Here is a 16,288-nt window from a genome sequence, read left to right as displayed (position 1 = left end):
CAAAAATACACAAGGAGTGATGCCAGATGAGAAAAGAGCTACCAAAATTCTTTGAACAGATACTGAATATAACAGATCCATGGTACATAGAAAAGATAGAGCAACAAGGAAATACAATCAACATATATGTGGATTTCAAAAAAGGTGCAAAGTTCGAATACAACGGTAAATATTACAGTGCATACGATACGGTTCAAAGAAGTTGGAGACACTTAAACTTATTCCAATATGAAACATATATACATGCTAGGGTACCTAGGATAAAAACAGATGATGGGACAAAGACTGTAGAGGTTCCTTGGGCTCGAAAAAACTCTGGATTCACCTTATTGTTTGAAGCGTTTATTCTCGAGTTGTACAATCACATGACGGTTGCTGAGATAGCTAAAAAGTATAATACAACCCAAAATAGATTGTGGAGAATATTAGACTTTTACGTTTCAAAGGAATTAGAAAAACAAGATTTCTCAAAAGAACCGATAAAAACGTTATCTGTTGATGAAATAGCAAGGAAAAAGCATCATGTATATCTAACCAATTTCTTAGATGTGGAACGAGAAAAGGTTGTACATATAGCTGATGGAAAAGATGCAGAAACCTTCCTATCATTCAAAGAAAGACACACTGAAAAAAACGGTGATCCAAAAGACATAAAGTCCATATGCATGGATATGTCGGTACCTTTCAAAGCTGGAGCCAGGAAACATTTTCCAAAAGCAAAGATAGTATTTGACAAATTCCATGTGCTTAATGTATTAAGTGTCCAACTTGATAAAGTAAGAGCCAGAGAGAATAAAGGGTACCATGAAATACTCAAAAGGACAAAATACTTGCTATTAAAAAATCCTAACAACCTTACTAAGAAAGATAAAGTTAGACTCGATGAATTGATGGAATATCAACATCTTGACACAGTTCAAGCCTACGGATTGGTACTTGAGTTCAAAAAGATGTTCGATTACAAGAAACCTTCTTATGCAGCTAAGTATTTTAAACGATGGTATGAAAAGGTAATGAAATCCAATATACCCGAAATGATTAAAGCTGCTAAGACTCTTTTAAATCACATAGAAGGTATCTTGTTGCACATAAAAACGAATATCTCTAACGGTAAAATAGAAGGTATGAACTCTAAACTTAGAGGATTTACTAAAAGGGCTTTTGGTTTTAAAACATTAAAGAATTTAAAAATCACTATCTTTATTGCCCTTGGTAAACTTAATTTAACTCCAGCTTAATTACCCACTATTTTCGTGATAGAACCAAAATTATTCATAAAAATAACGATATGGTTGAGAAATTAGATGAAGAAAAAAGATCTGCAAAACAAAAGTTACTTGATCACTATACAGCAAAAGCTGAAGAAGAATTAAAATATTTCGACATAAAATCAGAGATAGAAAAATTATCTAAGCAGAAAAAGGAGATAGAAGAAAATATTTCCGTTATTGATAGAGATATAGAGGAAATAAAATCAAAAATTTTGACCGCTAATGTTGGCGTCCAAAAAATTAATGAGTATTTGACCCACTTTTTTAGAGACGATCAAATTAAGTTAAAACCGCTTGATGATAGTTATTACCAAGTCCGACGGTCTGAAGGAATTGCGAAAAATTTAAGCACAGGAGAAAAAAATATTATTTCGCTCATTTATTTTATGACAAGACTAGAAGAGAATAATTTTGAAAAACAAAACGCTGTGATATTCATAGATGATCCTGTATCAAGCCTTGATAGTAACCATATGTATCAGGTATATGGTTTTTTAGGGGAAAAATTAAATGAATGCGGGCAGGTTTTTATTACCACTCACAATTTTGACTTTTTTAATTTGCTAAAAGATATGGTTGAAAAGGATCCTAAAGGAACTCCAAACAAAAGGAATAAAAATGACAAAGAGAACTATTACTTAATAAAAAAAGTTCAAGAAAAGAACAATGAAGAGAACGAACAAGTAAATAAGGTTACAAAAATATCACGATTACCGGGAGTGTTAAGTGATTTTAAGAGCGAATATAACTACTTTTTTTATATATTGAAAACTTTTTATGAGTCAAAAGATAAAACTAATTTTGAATTATTATATATTTTACCAAACATTGCTAGACGATTCCTTGAAGCTTATCTGTTTGCAAAATATCCTGATGGATCCAATTTTAAAAATAAAACAAAGAAATTTTTTGAAGGGAATTTAGACGATTACAAAAAACAGAGTACTATGAAGATTCTTGATGAATATTCACATGAACAAAATCCTGAACACGATCAGAAATTTCCAGATATAAATGAGGTTGAAATAGCCATCGATACTATATTAACAAATTTAAAAGATAAGGATGAAGAACATTACATAGCGCTCGAAGACAGTTTGAAAAACAAGAATTAAATTTTACAAAAGCCATAGATAATTTTGTTTATAAACTGTTTAAGCTTGGGATAAAGGGGGTATAATCATGTCAACAATAATAAAATCTTTAAAGATTAAAAACTTCCGAGGAATTCAATCAATAGAACTGAATTTCACGGACTTAAACATGATTATAGGGAATAATGGCACTAATAAGACAAACATATTAGAAGCATTAAACTTCGCATTATCACCTGCCTATTTAGCTAACCGTATCAAACCAACGGATTTTTATCAATGATCTAAAAATGATAAATTGATTTGATCAAGATTCGATTTTCACACTTCTTCACTAACAGGTTTAGGATTGAACGTTTCTTCCGGTGCAATTTTTAAAAAGAGAATAATTACAATAACTGATACTATGCTGGCAAACAGTGTAATTTGATATCCCTTCATTAAATCTAAAAGAATACCATATATCTGCATACCAACAGGCATAGCTCCTCGAGCAATCAACTCCACAACCGTAAAAACACGAGATCTTACGTTGGTTGGTGTCATTTTTTGCATGTTGGTATCAATAGGTATATTTATAAAAGCATTGCTCACGCCTACTACCATAAGGTTTATGTACAAAATTATTAAGAAGGTCCATGAAGCACCTCCGAATCTGGTAACGACATTAGGAAAAAATAAACCTGCAATGATGAAAAACATGATAGCCTCTACTGTTAAACCAAATGTCATCGATTTTTTCGGATTATTCTTAGAAAAAATAGTACCTATTAAAATACTGCCAATTAGTATCCCCACTGTAAAAGAAGATTGAGTGATTCCATACTGTTCGCTTGTAAATCCAATTTCTTGCCTTAATACATAAGGAAAAACGATCGTGAGAATCGGTGCCATTATAAAATTGACAACCAATGCAAATAAAAGCAGTTCTTTCAAACCCTTTCTTCCCCGTATAAAAATCAAGCCTTCTTTGATGTCTGAAAACATTGATTTAAAGGATATTTTCTGCTTACCTTCATAATGCGGATGGTAAGTAATAAACATTTCGCTTATAGCAGAAATAATGAAAGAAATTCCATTTATAAGAAACACAACTTTTATTCCCCCAAATCCATAAATGATTCCTCCAAGGATTGGTCCTATAATATTAGAAATACCATTTATTGAAGAATTTAGCGAATTTGCTCTTGTGAGGAATTCAATAGGGACTAAGTCCGGAAGCATCGCATTGGTGGAGCCGCCGAAAACACTGTCTAATATAGAAATAAATACTTGAGCAGTGAAGATAAAGGCGATGCTCATCCAACCTTGATAGGCTGAATATGCCATAAAGAGTATAATTGCTCCCCGTAAATAGTCCATATTCACCATAATTTTCTTTCGATTTCTTCTATCTCCCAAAACCCCTGCTATCGGTGAAAAAATCAATCCTGGAAGCATACTTAAAAGAGAAAATGTACCCATAAGCGTCCCAGAGCCTGTAAGATCAAGAATATAAAGCGGTAAAGCAATCATTTGTACGCCAGTTCCTATTAAAGATACAAGCCTGCCTGCAGAGTAAAGCAAAAAGTTTCTTTTTTGCTCATTTGTCATAACATTTCCCCCTGTTTTGATCTTGTTATAATGCTTTTATGAACTTTAAAACTTTATATTTAGCGCCCCTTTGCCCCGCAGCCCACCCATAAGGAAAAGTTTTTTTTGTTCTTTCGCCCCGCAGCCCACCCATAAGGAAAAGTTTCTTTTGTTCTTTTGCCCCGCTGCCCGCCCATAAGGAAAAGTGAGTAGGATTTCCCACTGTTCGCCCTCTAAGGAAATCATTATTATTAATTTTAGCATATATTTTCTGGTATTTCAAACACGTTAAGCTCCTTGTCAAATATGGTTGATGGAATAACCCCTTCAAATCTTCTTTTTTGCCTTATTTTAATATGGGTGCATTCTCTCTTTTAAGAATAATGGCTAATTAAACTTTCATACAACCAATTGACTTTCTATTATTTCTTTGTAAATAGAAGATTTTTTTAGTAAATCTTCATGTACTCCTTCTCCTCTTATCTCTCCATCTTTTAATAATATCACCTTGTCTGCTTTTCTTATCGTCGATAATCTGTGGGATATTATTATCAGAGTCATCTCGTACTCTTTCAATTCATCAAATATTTCTTCTTCTGTCTGTGAATCTACCCCTGACGTTGCTTCATCCAGTATCAATACCTTTGGTTCCCTTATCAATGCTCTTGCTATCGCTACTCTCTGCCTTTGCCCATCAGATAACTTACTTCCCCTTTCTCCCACTACCGTGTCGTATCCTTCATCTAAAAGCCCTATGAATTTGTCTACCTTCGCTTTCTTTACCGCCTTCATGAATTCTTCTTCAGTGAATTCATCATCAAGCATTATGTTTTCTTTGACCGTCATGTTGAATAAGGGTTCGTTACCTCTGACTAACTTTATCTTTTCTCTGATTTCTTGTAATTTGTAATCTATTATGTTTTTATTCCCTAATAGTATTTTACCGTTTGTGGGATCGTACAGTCTGACAAGAAGACTCACCATCGTACTTTTGCCGGAACCACTCGTTCCTACCAATGCTAGCTTTTCGTTTTTGCCAATGAAGAGATTTATACCTTTCAAAACTACCTCGTCTCTGTATTTGAATGAGATGTTTTTGTATTCGATGTTGTAATCCTCGGGGAAAAGATATATACCATCACTTTCCTCTTCAGGCATATCGAGGATTTCAAAGAATCTTTCAGCTAGAGGTTCAACCCGTTGTAGTTGAACCAAATTTTCATTTATGATTCCTATGGGTTCGTATATCCATGGCACAAAAGAATAAAAAGCTATTAAAGTTCCCAAAGATATATTCCCTCTTATCACAAGTACTCCTCCAAATCCTAATATAATCACAGGAATTACATAACTGATAAAAAAGGCTATATTTAAAATGGTTATTTGAAATATCCCTGCTTTAGTCGCTTGTATAGCCCAATTTTCCGCATCCTTGGAAAATGAATTTGAAAAGTATTTTGTTTTCCCAAATACTTTAATAATTAATTGACCATCTAACTTTTCTTTTATAGAAGAAGTTAATTTTCCAAAAGATTTTCTTTCTATTTTTGAATAATTCTGCAATTTTGTTTGTGAACTTCTTATAATAAGCCAATAGAAAGGTAAAGAAGCAAGTACTATCAAAAATAATTGCCAATTCAGATAAGTCAATATAGCAGAAGTAACTATTAAATTCAAAAAGTTTAAACACATGGTTGGTAATACAAGGGCCATTGCATAAGAAGTTTCATCAATATCAGACAATAACCTACTCATTATATCCCCAGAATCCATCTTAGAATAATCAACAAATTTTGAGTTTTGAATTTTATTATAAAGGTTTATCTGCTCGTTTTTGATAGTTAAAAAGTTAACTTTTCGATGATAAGTATTAAGAAAATAACTGAAAATCCTTTCTAAAGCGACGATACCTATTAAAAAAGCAAGGAAAAAAGGCAGTATGTTGATTCTTTGAAAAGTTATTATATCGTCGATTAAATACTGAATGAAAAAAGGCCTCAAAGCTGCTAATACTAAAGTAACAACACCCAAGAGAAACATGAAAATCATATACTTTTTATAATTTTTTATCCCATATCTTATCAATCTTCTCGTGTGTAAATTCATACCTTGACTCCTCCCCTATAAATGAAATTTTAAGAGTTCGTTGCAACAAAGTCTTTTTCGGCTTTTATTAAAATAGAATTTTTAAGTTCTATCACGAACATATTGAGTAATTAAACTTTCATACAATCATTTAGCTCGTATAATATGTATGCTATAGTTATACCGTGTATGCATGTAATTAACAACGTTTTTTGATTCAAATCGTTTTGTGTTTAAAGCCATCTTTCATCTTTTCCTTGAACCCCTTTCGGGGTGTTCTTTTACCTGGAGAGTATTCACGCTGTTTTTCATAAAAGCATTAAACAACAAATGATAAATTGATTTTATCAAGGTTTGACTTTTATGCTTCTTCAGTAAAAGGTTTGGGATTAAACGTTTCTTCTGGTGCAATTTTTAAAAAGAGGATGGTTACAATAGCTGATGCTATGCTTGCAAACAGTGTAAGTTGATATCCCTTCATTAAATCTAAAAGAGTGCCAAATATCAACGAGCCAACAGGTATAGCTCCTTGAGAAATCAACCCCAAAACTGTAAAAACACGAGATCTTACGTTGGTTGGTGTCATTCTTTGCAGGTTGGTATTAATAGGTATATTTATAAAAGCATTACACACGCCTATAAACATAAGGTTTATGTACAAAATTATTAATAAAGTCCATGATGCACCTCCAAAATTGGTAACAACATGTGGAAAAAATAAAGTTGAGATAATGAAAAACATAATGGCCTCTGCTATTAAACCAAGTGTCATTGATTTTTTGGGATTACTTTTATAAAAAATAGTGCCAATTAAAATACTGCCAATTAGTATCCCCACGGTAAAAGAAGATTGAGTGATTCCATACTGTTCGCTTGTAAATCCAATTTCTTGCCTTAATACATAAGGAAAGACAATCATAAAAATTGGTGACATTATAAAATTGGAAATCATTGCAAACAAAAACAGTTCTTTCAAACCCTTTCTTCCTCTTATAAAAACTAAGCCTTCTTTGATGTCTGAAAACATAGATTTAAAGGATATTTTCTGCTTACCTTCATAATGTGGATGGTAAGTAATAAACATTTCGCTTATAGCAGAAATAACGAAAGAAATTCCATTTATAAGAAACACAACATCGATGCCGCCAAATCCGTATATGATTCCTCCGAGGATGGGTCCTATAATATTAGAAATACTATTTATTGAAGAATTTACCGAATTTGCTTTTGTGAGGAATTCGATAGGAACCAAGTCTGGGAGCATCGCACCGGTTGAGCCACCGAAAACACTGTCTAATATAGAAATAAATACCTGGGCAGTGAAGATAAAGGCGATGTTCATCCACCCTTGATAGGCAGAATATGCCATAAAAAGTATAATTATCCCTCGTAAATAGTCCATATTCACCATAATTTTCTTTCGATTCATTCGATCTCCTAAAACCCCTGCTATCGGTGAAAAAATCAAGCCTGGAACCATGCTTAAAAAAGTAAATGTACCCATAAGCGTCCCAGATCCTGTAAGATCAAGAATATAAAGCGGTAAAGCAATCATTTGTATGCCACTTCCTATTAAAGATACAAGCCTACCTGTGGAGTATAGCCAAAAGTTTCTTTTTTGCTCATTTGTCATAGAATTTCCCCCTGTTTTAATCTTTTTTATTGCCTTTAGAAACTCTAAAAACTTGTGTTAGCGCCCCTTCGCCCCGCTCCCCGCCCATTTAAGGAAAGAGAATCTTTACCCCCTCGCTGCCCACCCTCTAAGGAAGGGAAGATTCGCACTACTTCACCCATTTAAGGAAGGGAGAGCGGGATTTCCCACTGCCCGCTCTCTAAGGAAGGTAGAGATGGATTCCCCCGCACCCATTTGAGGAAGGGTAAATATAATTCCCTCTCCTCGTCCATAGTCTTTAATTTTTACAATCTTCTGATGTTTTCGAGATAAATTTGCCATAATTCATCAGAGAGTAAATCATAAGCTGTGTAATAAGACTCTACTTTCTTAATTTTTTTCTGTGGTCTTCTCAACATTTTTATAACCCCCCTTAATTATTTTAAACCTAATTCAAATATTTCAAAAAAATTATAACAAATAAAATAAAGATTGTCAAGTATATAAATAAAAAAATTCAATAATTTTTATGTTTTTACTAAAAATTTTTGATTCAACATATTGTATTGAGATTTAAAATTGGTGTATATAGTTGTTTAACGAAAAAAGCTAAAATAAATTACGAATATGGTTCGGGAGGAGTAAATGAATGTTAGAAAATAAAATTGGTTTAGCTCCGATGGCGGATTATACAGACTACCCTTTTAGGGAGATTTGCAGAAGATTTGGAGCAGATTTTACTTTTACAGAAATGATTTCAGTAGATTCTATAATAAGGGAAAATGAAAAAGTTGACAAAATGCTTCCTCAAAAAGGTGAAGATAATATAGGTGTACAACTTTTTGGCAACGACGCAACAAAATTCGTCGAAGCAGCCAAAGCTGTCCAAGGTTTAGCTAGTTGGATCGATATAAACGCTGCTTGCCCTGTTAATAAAGTGGTGAAAAAAGGTTCAGGGGCAGCTTTGTTAAAAGATCCAAAATTATTGGGAGATATCGTTTTTAATCTTAAAAAGAGTATTGATTTGCCCGTGGGAGTAAAGGTAAGATTAGGATACGATCAAATAAATATAGAAGAAGTAGCACAAACAGTCCAAGAAGCAGGTTCTGATTATATTATTGTTCATGGTAGAACTAGGTCACAAATGTACAGTGGAATTGCAAATAGAGAAGTAATAAAAAAGTTAAAGGGAAAGATCCGTATTCCTTTGGGGGCTAGCGGTGATGTGTTCAGTAAAAAAGATATAGATGATTATTTGATGAATTATGGTGCGGATTTTGTTTTAGTTGCAAGGGGCGCTATTGGTAACCCTTGGATATTCACAAAGGACAATTATATTCCGACTTTAGATGAGAGAATAGATACTTGTTTAGAGCATTTGAAACTTACGATTGAATTCTATGGTTCAGAGGTTTATGCAGTAAAAAAATTCAGAAAAGTATTAATGAAATACTTTTCTGGTATTGAAGGCTCAAAGGAGGTAAGAAGGAATTTGCACCTACTTTTATCTTATAACGATGTCGCTGAATTAATTTATACAACATTAAAACGTTAGTAATTATGCTATTTCATCAAGCAATATCCCTTGAACATCGTTTAGGGCTTTGGCAAGTTTCACAGACACTTCAGGTGGTATCTGTCTTATAATTTCCTTGCTGTCTTTATCGATAATTTTTACAATAATAATATCCAAATCCCTTTCTATTTCAAACTTCGCCTCTCCTTTGAAAATTTTGGATAACTTTTTTAATCTGTCTTCAATTATCTTTGTGACTTTGTCAAGCTCATCTGGCATAAACTCTTCTTTTTGGATTGGCTGGTTTGAATTTTCAGGATTTTTCAGATTGGCGTTCGCCATTTCAAAGTGCTGTCTATTGGCTATAGGATTGTTAATGGAAAAATCTTCTTTACCCCCAATATTTGATATTCCCATAATATCACCCGACCTTAAAATTATTATTCGCTTTTTTATCGTCTGATATTTAATAAACTTTAATATTTAAAAAATTACATTATGAACATTGCGTCACCAAAAGAAAAGAATCGATATTTATTTTCTTTTGCAATTTCATATGAGTTCATTATAAAATCACGATCAGCAAACGCTGAAACAAGAAAAAGAAGTGAAGATCTTGGTAAATGGAAATTGGTGATCATAGCATCAATTATTTTAAATTCAAATGGTGGGTATATATATAGATCTGTTTTACCAGCGAGTTTGTCAGGATTTCTGGCAATCGATTCGAGCGTTCTAACAACCGTTGTTCCTGTGGCTATAACCCTTTTACCGTTAGCTTTGGCTCTAACTATGTCGTGAAGCACACTTTTTGGCACGGTATAATACTCTTCGTGTATTTGGTGGTTTCTAATGTCTGGTTCTTTAACGGGCCTAAAGGTTCCCAAACCGACATGAAGAGTGATTTCAGTGAAATTTACGCCGTAATCTGTAAGCTCATCTATCAACTCCTGTGTGAAATGCAAACCAGCGGTTGGTGCAGCCACCGCACCATTGTTTTTTGCGTAGGTAGTTTGATATTTTTCTGGATCGTCGATCTGTTTTTTTATGTAAGGCGGTAAAGGGACTTCACCAATTCTTGGCAATTTTGAGAAAAAGTTGGGATCGTCAAATTCTAAAATTCTAGATCCGTCTTCCAGATGTTCTACTACTGTGCAAACTAAATCATCTTCAAAGATAAGTTTGTTGCCTTTTTTTATCTTTCCACCCGGCTTTACCAAAGCTTTCCATGTTTTATCGTTTCCATCTTTTTCTAAAAGTAAAACTTCAACTTTAGCACCTGTTTCCTTTTTGCCGTACAATCTTGCAGGGATAACCCTGGTATTGTTTAAAACAAGCAAATCGCCGGGTCGTAAATAATTTTTTATATCCCTAAAAACTTTGTGTTCGATACTTTTTACTCTTCTATTTAGCACCATCAGCTTGCAGCTATCTCTTGGTTCAACAGGTTCTTGGGCTATAAGCTCTTCAGGTAACTCGTAGTTATACTGCTCTAAGTCAAAGCTCTGTTCACTCATCTACAAACCTCCGAAGTTCCAATAATTTGTCTTTATCAAACCGATATTCACTAAATTTATCTTGTGAAATCATGTAATAACCAAGTTTATTACTAAAATGAACTATCAATTCATCTGCAGGTGATTCAAAGTAAATTCTCTTTTTTTCGGACATTCTCTTTAAAATATCCTTGTCATCTTCACTTTTTAAAACGTATTCAATGTTTTTATCGAATACTATTATCGCAGGGAAAAACGTCATATTTTCTATGTAGAGATTATCCAACAAATCAACCAATCTAACTATACTTTCTTGATCATTGTACCTTACAACGTTGCTACCATCGATAATAACACCTTTAATCGATCCTTTGCTCATAAGCCTATAATGGTAGTAAGAGATATTTTTCAATTGAAGTTCCACCATCTGTTTTTCGTAAGGGCCTAAACTCTTAAATATTTCTTTTATTTTTTTGTACAACGAGATCTTTGTATCGATAGGATCAATGCTTAGGATCTCGTCTATGAGGTCTTGTACAAAGGGAGTTTTCACATCTAAAGGTATGTATGTTATTAGTGCGTATAAGTCTATAAAATCCTTAAAATCCAGCCTTTTTAATATAACTTGAGGATTGTAAAACTCTACCCCATACTTTTTTAATTTCTCATTGTAGCCACCTGGTGGAAACTTATCTGGAAAAAGTAAAAATTTCAAGTTTTCAATCGTTTCTTCTTTTAACTTGTAATAACTTCTTAAATCGGCGAATCTATTCTCTTTTGGCTTTTTTAAAATATGCATTATCAAAAATTGGAAATCGTTTATATGTTTTTTTGGTATTTTTAGTTCGGCGTCTTTTCCTAAAACTCTGTAAACCCAAAACATTTTTCTTTCGTTTAATTCTCGAGGTTTTCTGATAATACTATTAGCCTTTTCAACTATTTTTCTTGCTTTTTGGCTATGTTCTTTGTAATCTTTTTCTGAGATAACGTTAAAAATTCTCTGAATTGACACAAAACTACTGCTCCTTTTCTATAATAGCCTCCATCTCTTTGTACTTTTCACCAAATCCTTCGATTTTTACATCCCTATACTTAATATCTTCATTGTACGAAATATGAATCTCCAATCTTTCTTCGGGGGTTAAATAATCCAAAAAGTCTGCCCATTCAATTATATATACCCCTTCAGGATCCAAAAAAACATCCAAGTACTCTATCTCTTGAGGATCGTTTAACCTATACAAGTCGACATGATATATTGTTGGATTTGTGTTGTATACCTTTATTAGGGAAAAAGTTGGGCTTGTTACGTTTACGGGAGTTTTGCTCAAACTGTTAACTATATAAGATGTCAACGTGGTTTTCCCCGTTCCTAAATTGCCAAAAAGTAATAACTTAGCTCCCGGGAAAAGATATTTAGAAATAGTTGCTCCAAGTTTTTGGATTTGTTTTAGGTTGAATTTGTTGTAAGATATTATAGGTTGTTCACTCCCCAATTACATTTTTCTTTTAGAAAACAATCAGAACATTTAGGCGTTTTTTTACAGTAAACCTTTGAGTGCTTAACTATTAACGCATGGTATTCGTTGTAAAGCTGAACATCTTTTGTCAGGTTTTTCTCAAAAAAATCTTGAAACTCGTCGTATTCTCTAGACAATATTAAACCCAATCGTGAAAACATTCTTTTTGTATAAGCATCGATAACAAAAACTGGCATTTCAAAGGCGTATAAAAGTATTGAATCAGCCGTTTCTTTTCCTATTCCTTTTATGCTTAACAGCTCTTCCCTTAAAGAGGTTGCACTTTTAAGTTTAATCTTATCTATATCATAATCATATTTTTTTAACCATTCTAAGAAGTTTTTCAAACGTTTACTTTTGAGATTGTAAAAACCCGAAGACCTTATCAATTGAGCTAAATCATCTTCTTTGATTTTAGATAACTTTTCTGGTTCTAATAGATCACGTTGCTTCAAATTTTCGATAGATTTTTCCACATTATTCCAAGAAGTATTTTGTGTTAAAATAGCCCCCACAGTTACTTCAAACCAATCATCTGCGGGCCACCAATGCTGTGGCCCATAATAATCGTAAAGATCCTTGTATATTTCATAAACTTTATTCAATATTTAATTTCTACCTCCATATTAAATGTTCAGGTGTTTCTCCTTCCAAAGCTTGTATGATATCTTTTGCTACCATCTGAGCCATTCGACTTCTTGTCTCATGTGAAGCAGACCCAATGTGGGGTGTTAGTACTACGTTATCCAAATCTTTTAATCCAGGTGTTAATTGTGGTTCATTCTCATATACATCTAAAGCAGCACCTGCGATCTCATTATTTTTTAATTTTTCGTATAGTGCTTGTTCATCTATCACCGGACCTCTTGCTGTGTTAATAACAAAGGCAGATTTCTTTAATAGCGATAATTTTTCTCTATCCAATAAATGATAAGTTTCGTCAGTCAAAGGCACATGTAAACTCACATAATCAGAAACCTTCAAAAGCTCATCCAACGGTAAATAAGTGGCATTCAATGCCTTTTCTTCTTCACTGGAAAGGCGATGCCTCTGATAGTAATAAACCTTCATGTTGAACCCTATTGCCCTTCGGGCAACTGCTTGACCTATACTTCCAAATCCTATGATACCCAAGGTTTTACCGTACACATCCGTTCCAAGAAACAATTCAGGCTTCCAACCATCAAATTTACCTTCTCTTGTAAAGACATCAGACTCGACGATTCGTCTGGCAACAGCTAACATCAACGCCCAGGCTAAATCAGCTGTGGTTTCAGTTAATACATCAGGGGTATTAGTTACATATATCCCTAACTCTTTTGCCTTTTGGATATCGATGTTGTTGTATCCAACAGCGTAGTTTGCAACGATTTTTAACCTATCCTTCCCTGCTTCTAAAACTTCACTATCAATCGGATCTGCCAGCATGGTAATTAATGCGTCAGATTCTTTTGCTATTTCTTTTAGTTCTTCCTTGGTGAGTAGCTTATCCTTTGGATTAACCCAAATATCGTATTTCCCTTTTAGCAAATCAATGCCTGCTTCGGGGATTTTGTAAGTTATTGAGACTTTTTTCATTTTTTAGCCTCCTAATTGGGATTCTGTATTTTTAATGTTTTTAGACTATAGAAGTTTTTTAGCACCCTTTCGTCCGACTGCCCACCTATAAAAAAATGAATTGAAGAAAGCTTTGCTTCTTGTGGCATTCTCAAATATTCGCTTTAATTATATCATAATATAAAACTAAGCACTAAATTTTGCCACCTTATCCAAAAAGATTTTTGCTGTTTTGTGCAAAACGTTTTTTGTTGTCTCTTGCAAAATGTTTTATCCGTAATGATTTAAAAGTTCTTTCCTTATTCTCGTTTGCTCCGCAAACGACGCGTATGTCTCAGCCTACCTCTAAGGAATGCTTGTGCTGCTTTATGCAAAACGTTTTTTGTTGTCTCTTGTAAAACGTTTTATTTGTAATGTTCAAAAAGCTCTTCCCTTATTCTCGATTGCTCCGCAAACGATGTTCTACGCGAACGACGTCCCACGCAAACGACGATCAACCTCAAGTTAAACAAAAAAGCCGCCTAGATTAACTTCCAATAAACTAACTTTCATCTATTTAACCTAAAGCAGAAAATGATATAAAAAAAACGTCTGTCGACCTCCAATAAGGTAAAAAACCCAGGGGATCGACAGACAAGTGTTAAAAGTCACAAGGCTTGTTCCATAAACCTTTAAATTGATTTTTAACAATTCGTCAAAGTTTTGCTTGACAAATGTAATTTTTTATGATACACTTTTTATCGTGAACCTATGGGTGTATATCCTACCTCTAAGGAATAAAAACTTTAATAACTCCTCACGCAAGTCATCAATTTTTTTAGTATCTATCCTACCTCTAAGGAATAATTTTGCCGCCTTATGCAAAAATGGCTTCTTTGCAATGCCTTAGAATCAATTTCCTTATTCTCGTTTGCCCTGCAAACGACGTGTGTGTATTAGCCTACCTTTAAGGAATAAAAACCCTTTTATAGGTGTCATGCTGACGATTTTCAATGAAAGTGTCTATCCTACCTCTAAGGAATAATTTTGTTGATCTGTGCAAAAAGACTTTTCGTAATGCTTCTGAAAAAACTTCCAAATTCTCATTTGCGTAGCAAATGACGTTTGTGTATTAGCCTACCTCTAAGGAATAAGTTTTGCCGACTTGTGCAAAACGTTTTTTGCTGTTTCTTGCAAAGCGTTTTATTTGTAATGCTCTAAAAACTCTTTCCTTATTCTCGTTTGCCCCACAAACGACGTTCCACGCAAATGACGATCAACCTCAAGTTAAACGAGAAGATCGCCTAGATTAACTTCCGATAAACTAACTTTCATCTATTTAACCTATAACAGAAAATGATATAAAAAAACGTCTGTCGACCTCCAATAAGGTAAAAAACCCAGGGGATCGACAGACAAGTGTTAAAAGTCACAAGGCTTGTTCCATAAGCCTTTGAATTGATTTTTAACATTTCCTCAAAGTTTTGCTTGACAAATGTAATTTTTTATGATACACTTTTTATCGTGAACCTATGGGTGTCTATCCTACCTCTAAGGAATAAAAACGACTTATCCAAAACCCTAGAGTTACCATGAAACTTTATGATGTGTCTATCCTACCTCTAAGGAATAAAAACCCTTGTTGAAACTCATAATTTTCCCTCCTCTAAAAATTCCGTGTCTATCCTACCTTTAAGGAATAAAAACAAATCATCTTCAGTAAATACCCCATTGATGAGATCTTCCGGGTGTCTATCCTACCTTTAAGGAATAAAAACAATCTTTCTTTTACCTTTGGATTTCTCCATATTAAATCTAGTGCCTATCCTACCTTTAAGGAATAAAAACAAGCTTCTTCTCTGGCTAACACTGGGTCTGTTTTGGTGCCTATCCTACCTTTAAGGAATAAAAACATTTCTCATCCCACTAATGATTCTATATAGTGGAAATGGGTGCCTATCCTACCTTTAAGGAATAAAAACTTATACAGTTCTATTGTTCTTTTCTTTCTTCTTACTCGTGTCTATCCTACCTCTAAGGAATAAAAACTTGGATAATAGCAGCTACAATTAGTGGATCTATTCGGGTGTATATCCTACCTCTAAGGAATAAAAACTCCTCACTTACCTCTGTATAATATTGAGTCACCCTCTGTGTCTATCCTACCTCTAAGGAATAAAAACTTTTTTAAAACTGTGATTATAATATTTAGTTCCTCACTTGTATCTATCCTACCTTTAAGGAATAAAAACCGGGAATCTCTTCCCTGTCTACTGGTGTTACTTTTATGGGTATCTATCCTACCTTTAAGGAATAAAAACTAAGCAACAACCATAGCATATACAACGCTTCCTAATTGTATCTATCCTACCTTTAAGGAATAAAAACAAGACTGAACGCATTTCCCAAATACAACATACTATAAGTATCTATCCTACCTTTAAGGAATAAAAACTGAGATAAACTTCTTCTACTTCATAGTTTCCGAAAGTATCTATCCTACCTTTAAGGAATAAAAACTGAGATAAACTTCTTCTACTTCATAGTTTCCGAAAGTATCTATCCTACCTTTAAGGAATAATTTTG

Annotated in this window: 13 protein-coding genes and 1 CRISPR repeat array; of the genes, 4 read left to right on the top strand and 9 right to left on the bottom strand. The window is 33.6% G+C overall.

Features of this window, described 5'->3' with window-relative positions; translation table 11 throughout:
* Positions 1 to 26: 26 nt before the first annotated feature.
* The 3 genes from X925_RS00070 (at position 27) to X925_RS00060 (ending at position 2,648) form a co-directional block, all read left to right on the top strand.
* The gene (locus X925_RS00070; RefSeq protein ID WP_121958792.1) at positions 27 to 1,238 is read left to right on the top strand and encodes an ISL3 family transposase; all 1,212 of its coding nucleotides are present in this window, start codon (positions 27 to 29) and stop codon (positions 1,236 to 1,238) included.
* Positions 1,238 to 2,386 (top strand): AAA family ATPase, encoded by a 1,149-nt coding sequence (locus X925_RS00065; protein ID WP_369973676.1) that lies wholly within the window; start codon positions 1,238 to 1,240, stop codon positions 2,384 to 2,386. The genes X925_RS00070 and X925_RS00065 overlap by 1 nt, the downstream gene beginning before the upstream one ends.
* 67 nt (positions 2,387 to 2,453) lie before the next feature.
* Positions 2,454 to 2,648 carry an AAA family ATPase gene (locus X925_RS00060; RefSeq protein ID WP_103065201.1) on the top strand — a complete coding sequence of 65 codons (195 nt, stop codon included), beginning with the start codon at positions 2,454 to 2,456 and terminating at the stop codon, positions 2,646 to 2,648.
* A gap of 38 nt (positions 2,649 to 2,686) precedes the next feature.
* Here X925_RS00060 and X925_RS00055 read toward each other — a convergent pair whose 3' ends face one another.
* The 3 genes from X925_RS00055 to X925_RS00040 form a co-directional block, all read right to left on the bottom strand.
* Positions 2,687 to 3,958: an MFS transporter gene (locus tag X925_RS00055; protein ID WP_121958791.1), complete on the bottom strand. Its 1,272-nt coding sequence runs from the start codon at positions 3,956 to 3,958 to the stop codon at positions 2,687 to 2,689.
* Between the two features lie 378 nt (positions 3,959 to 4,336).
* The gene (locus X925_RS00045) at positions 4,337 to 6,043 is read right to left on the bottom strand and encodes an ABC transporter ATP-binding protein (RefSeq protein ID WP_103065198.1); all 1,707 of its coding nucleotides are present in this window, start codon (positions 6,041 to 6,043) and stop codon (positions 4,337 to 4,339) included.
* Between the two features lie 340 nt (positions 6,044 to 6,383).
* Positions 6,384 to 7,655, bottom strand: coding sequence for an MFS transporter (locus X925_RS00040; protein WP_103065197.1), 1,272 nt, complete (start codon positions 7,653 to 7,655; stop codon positions 6,384 to 6,386).
* 628 nt (positions 7,656 to 8,283) lie between these two features.
* Between X925_RS00040 and X925_RS00035 the strand changes: the two genes are divergently transcribed.
* On the top strand, positions 8,284 to 9,189 hold the full coding sequence (locus tag X925_RS00035) for a tRNA-dihydrouridine synthase (protein ID WP_103065196.1): 906 nt from the start codon (positions 8,284 to 8,286) through the stop codon (positions 9,187 to 9,189).
* A gap of 3 nt (positions 9,190 to 9,192) precedes the next feature.
* Here the strand turns inward: X925_RS00035 and X925_RS00030 are convergent, their stop codons facing one another.
* From X925_RS00030 to X925_RS00005, 6 genes are all read right to left on the bottom strand, one after another.
* Positions 9,193 to 9,567, bottom strand: coding sequence for a flagellar protein FlaG (locus tag X925_RS00030; RefSeq protein WP_103065195.1), 375 nt, complete (start codon positions 9,565 to 9,567; stop codon positions 9,193 to 9,195).
* Positions 9,568 to 9,641: 74 nt separating this feature from the next.
* Positions 9,642 to 10,667 (bottom strand): tRNA preQ1(34) S-adenosylmethionine ribosyltransferase-isomerase QueA, encoded by a 1,026-nt coding sequence (gene queA, locus X925_RS00025; protein ID WP_103065194.1) that lies wholly within the window; start codon positions 10,665 to 10,667, stop codon positions 9,642 to 9,644.
* Positions 10,660 to 11,658 carry a hypothetical protein gene (locus X925_RS00020; RefSeq protein WP_103065193.1) on the bottom strand — a complete coding sequence of 333 codons (999 nt, stop codon included), beginning with the start codon at positions 11,656 to 11,658 and terminating at the stop codon, positions 10,660 to 10,662. Before X925_RS00020 ends, queA begins: the two co-directional genes overlap by 8 nt.
* 4 nt (positions 11,659 to 11,662) lie before the next feature.
* A complete protein-coding gene (gene tsaE / locus X925_RS00015; RefSeq protein ID WP_012209323.1) occupies positions 11,663 to 12,142 on the bottom strand; it encodes a tRNA (adenosine(37)-N6)-threonylcarbamoyltransferase complex ATPase subunit type 1 TsaE in 480 nt (159 codons plus the stop codon).
* A complete protein-coding gene (locus X925_RS00010) occupies positions 12,121 to 12,771 on the bottom strand; it encodes an endonuclease III domain-containing protein (RefSeq protein WP_103065192.1) in 651 nt (216 codons plus the stop codon). The genes tsaE and X925_RS00010 overlap by 22 nt, the downstream gene beginning before the upstream one ends.
* 10 nt (positions 12,772 to 12,781) lie before the next feature.
* Positions 12,782 to 13,744 (bottom strand): D-glycerate dehydrogenase, encoded by a 963-nt coding sequence (locus tag X925_RS00005; RefSeq protein WP_103065191.1) that lies wholly within the window; start codon positions 13,742 to 13,744, stop codon positions 12,782 to 12,784.
* A 1,494-nt stretch (positions 13,745 to 15,238) separates the two neighbouring features.
* Positions 15,239 to 16,222: a CRISPR direct-repeat array (repeat unit 26 nt; unit sequence CTATCCTACCTTTAAGGAATAAAAAC).
* Positions 16,223 to 16,288: the final 66 nt, after the last annotated feature.

Source organism: Petrotoga sp. 9T1HF07.CasAA.8.2 (assembly GCF_002895585.1).
GTDB classification, from domain to species: Bacteria; Thermotogota; Thermotogae; order Petrotogales; family Petrotogaceae; genus Petrotoga; species Petrotoga mobilis.
Note: the sequence above shows the minus strand (reverse complement) of the source record. Positions and strands in the feature narration are given on the sequence as shown.

Bases quoted from the DNA above. Each gene is read 5' to 3' on its own strand.
- X925_RS00070 (WP_121958792.1), top strand. From the start codon at position 27: ATGAGAAAAGAGCTACCAAAATTCTTTGAACAGATACTGAATATAACA.
- X925_RS00060 (WP_103065201.1), top strand. From the start codon at position 2,454: ATGTCAACAATAATAAAATCTTTAAAGATTAAAAACTTCCGAGGAATT.
- X925_RS00055 (WP_121958791.1), bottom strand. From the start codon at position 3,958: ATGACAAATGAGCAAAAAAGAAACTTTTTGCTTTACTCTGCAGGCAGG.
- X925_RS00045 (WP_103065198.1), bottom strand. From the start codon at position 6,043: ATGAATTTACACACGAGAAGATTGATAAGATATGGGATAAAAAATTAT.
- X925_RS00040 (WP_103065197.1), bottom strand. From the start codon at position 7,655: ATGACAAATGAGCAAAAAAGAAACTTTTGGCTATACTCCACAGGTAGG.
- X925_RS00035 (WP_103065196.1), top strand. From the start codon at position 8,284: ATGTTAGAAAATAAAATTGGTTTAGCTCCGATGGCGGATTATACAGAC.
- X925_RS00030 (WP_103065195.1), bottom strand. From the start codon at position 9,567: ATGGGAATATCAAATATTGGGGGTAAAGAAGATTTTTCCATTAACAAT.
- queA (WP_103065194.1), bottom strand. From the start codon at position 10,667: ATGAGTGAACAGAGCTTTGACTTAGAGCAGTATAACTACGAGTTACCT.
- X925_RS00005 (WP_103065191.1), bottom strand. From the start codon at position 13,744: ATGAAAAAAGTCTCAATAACTTACAAAATCCCCGAAGCAGGCATTGAT.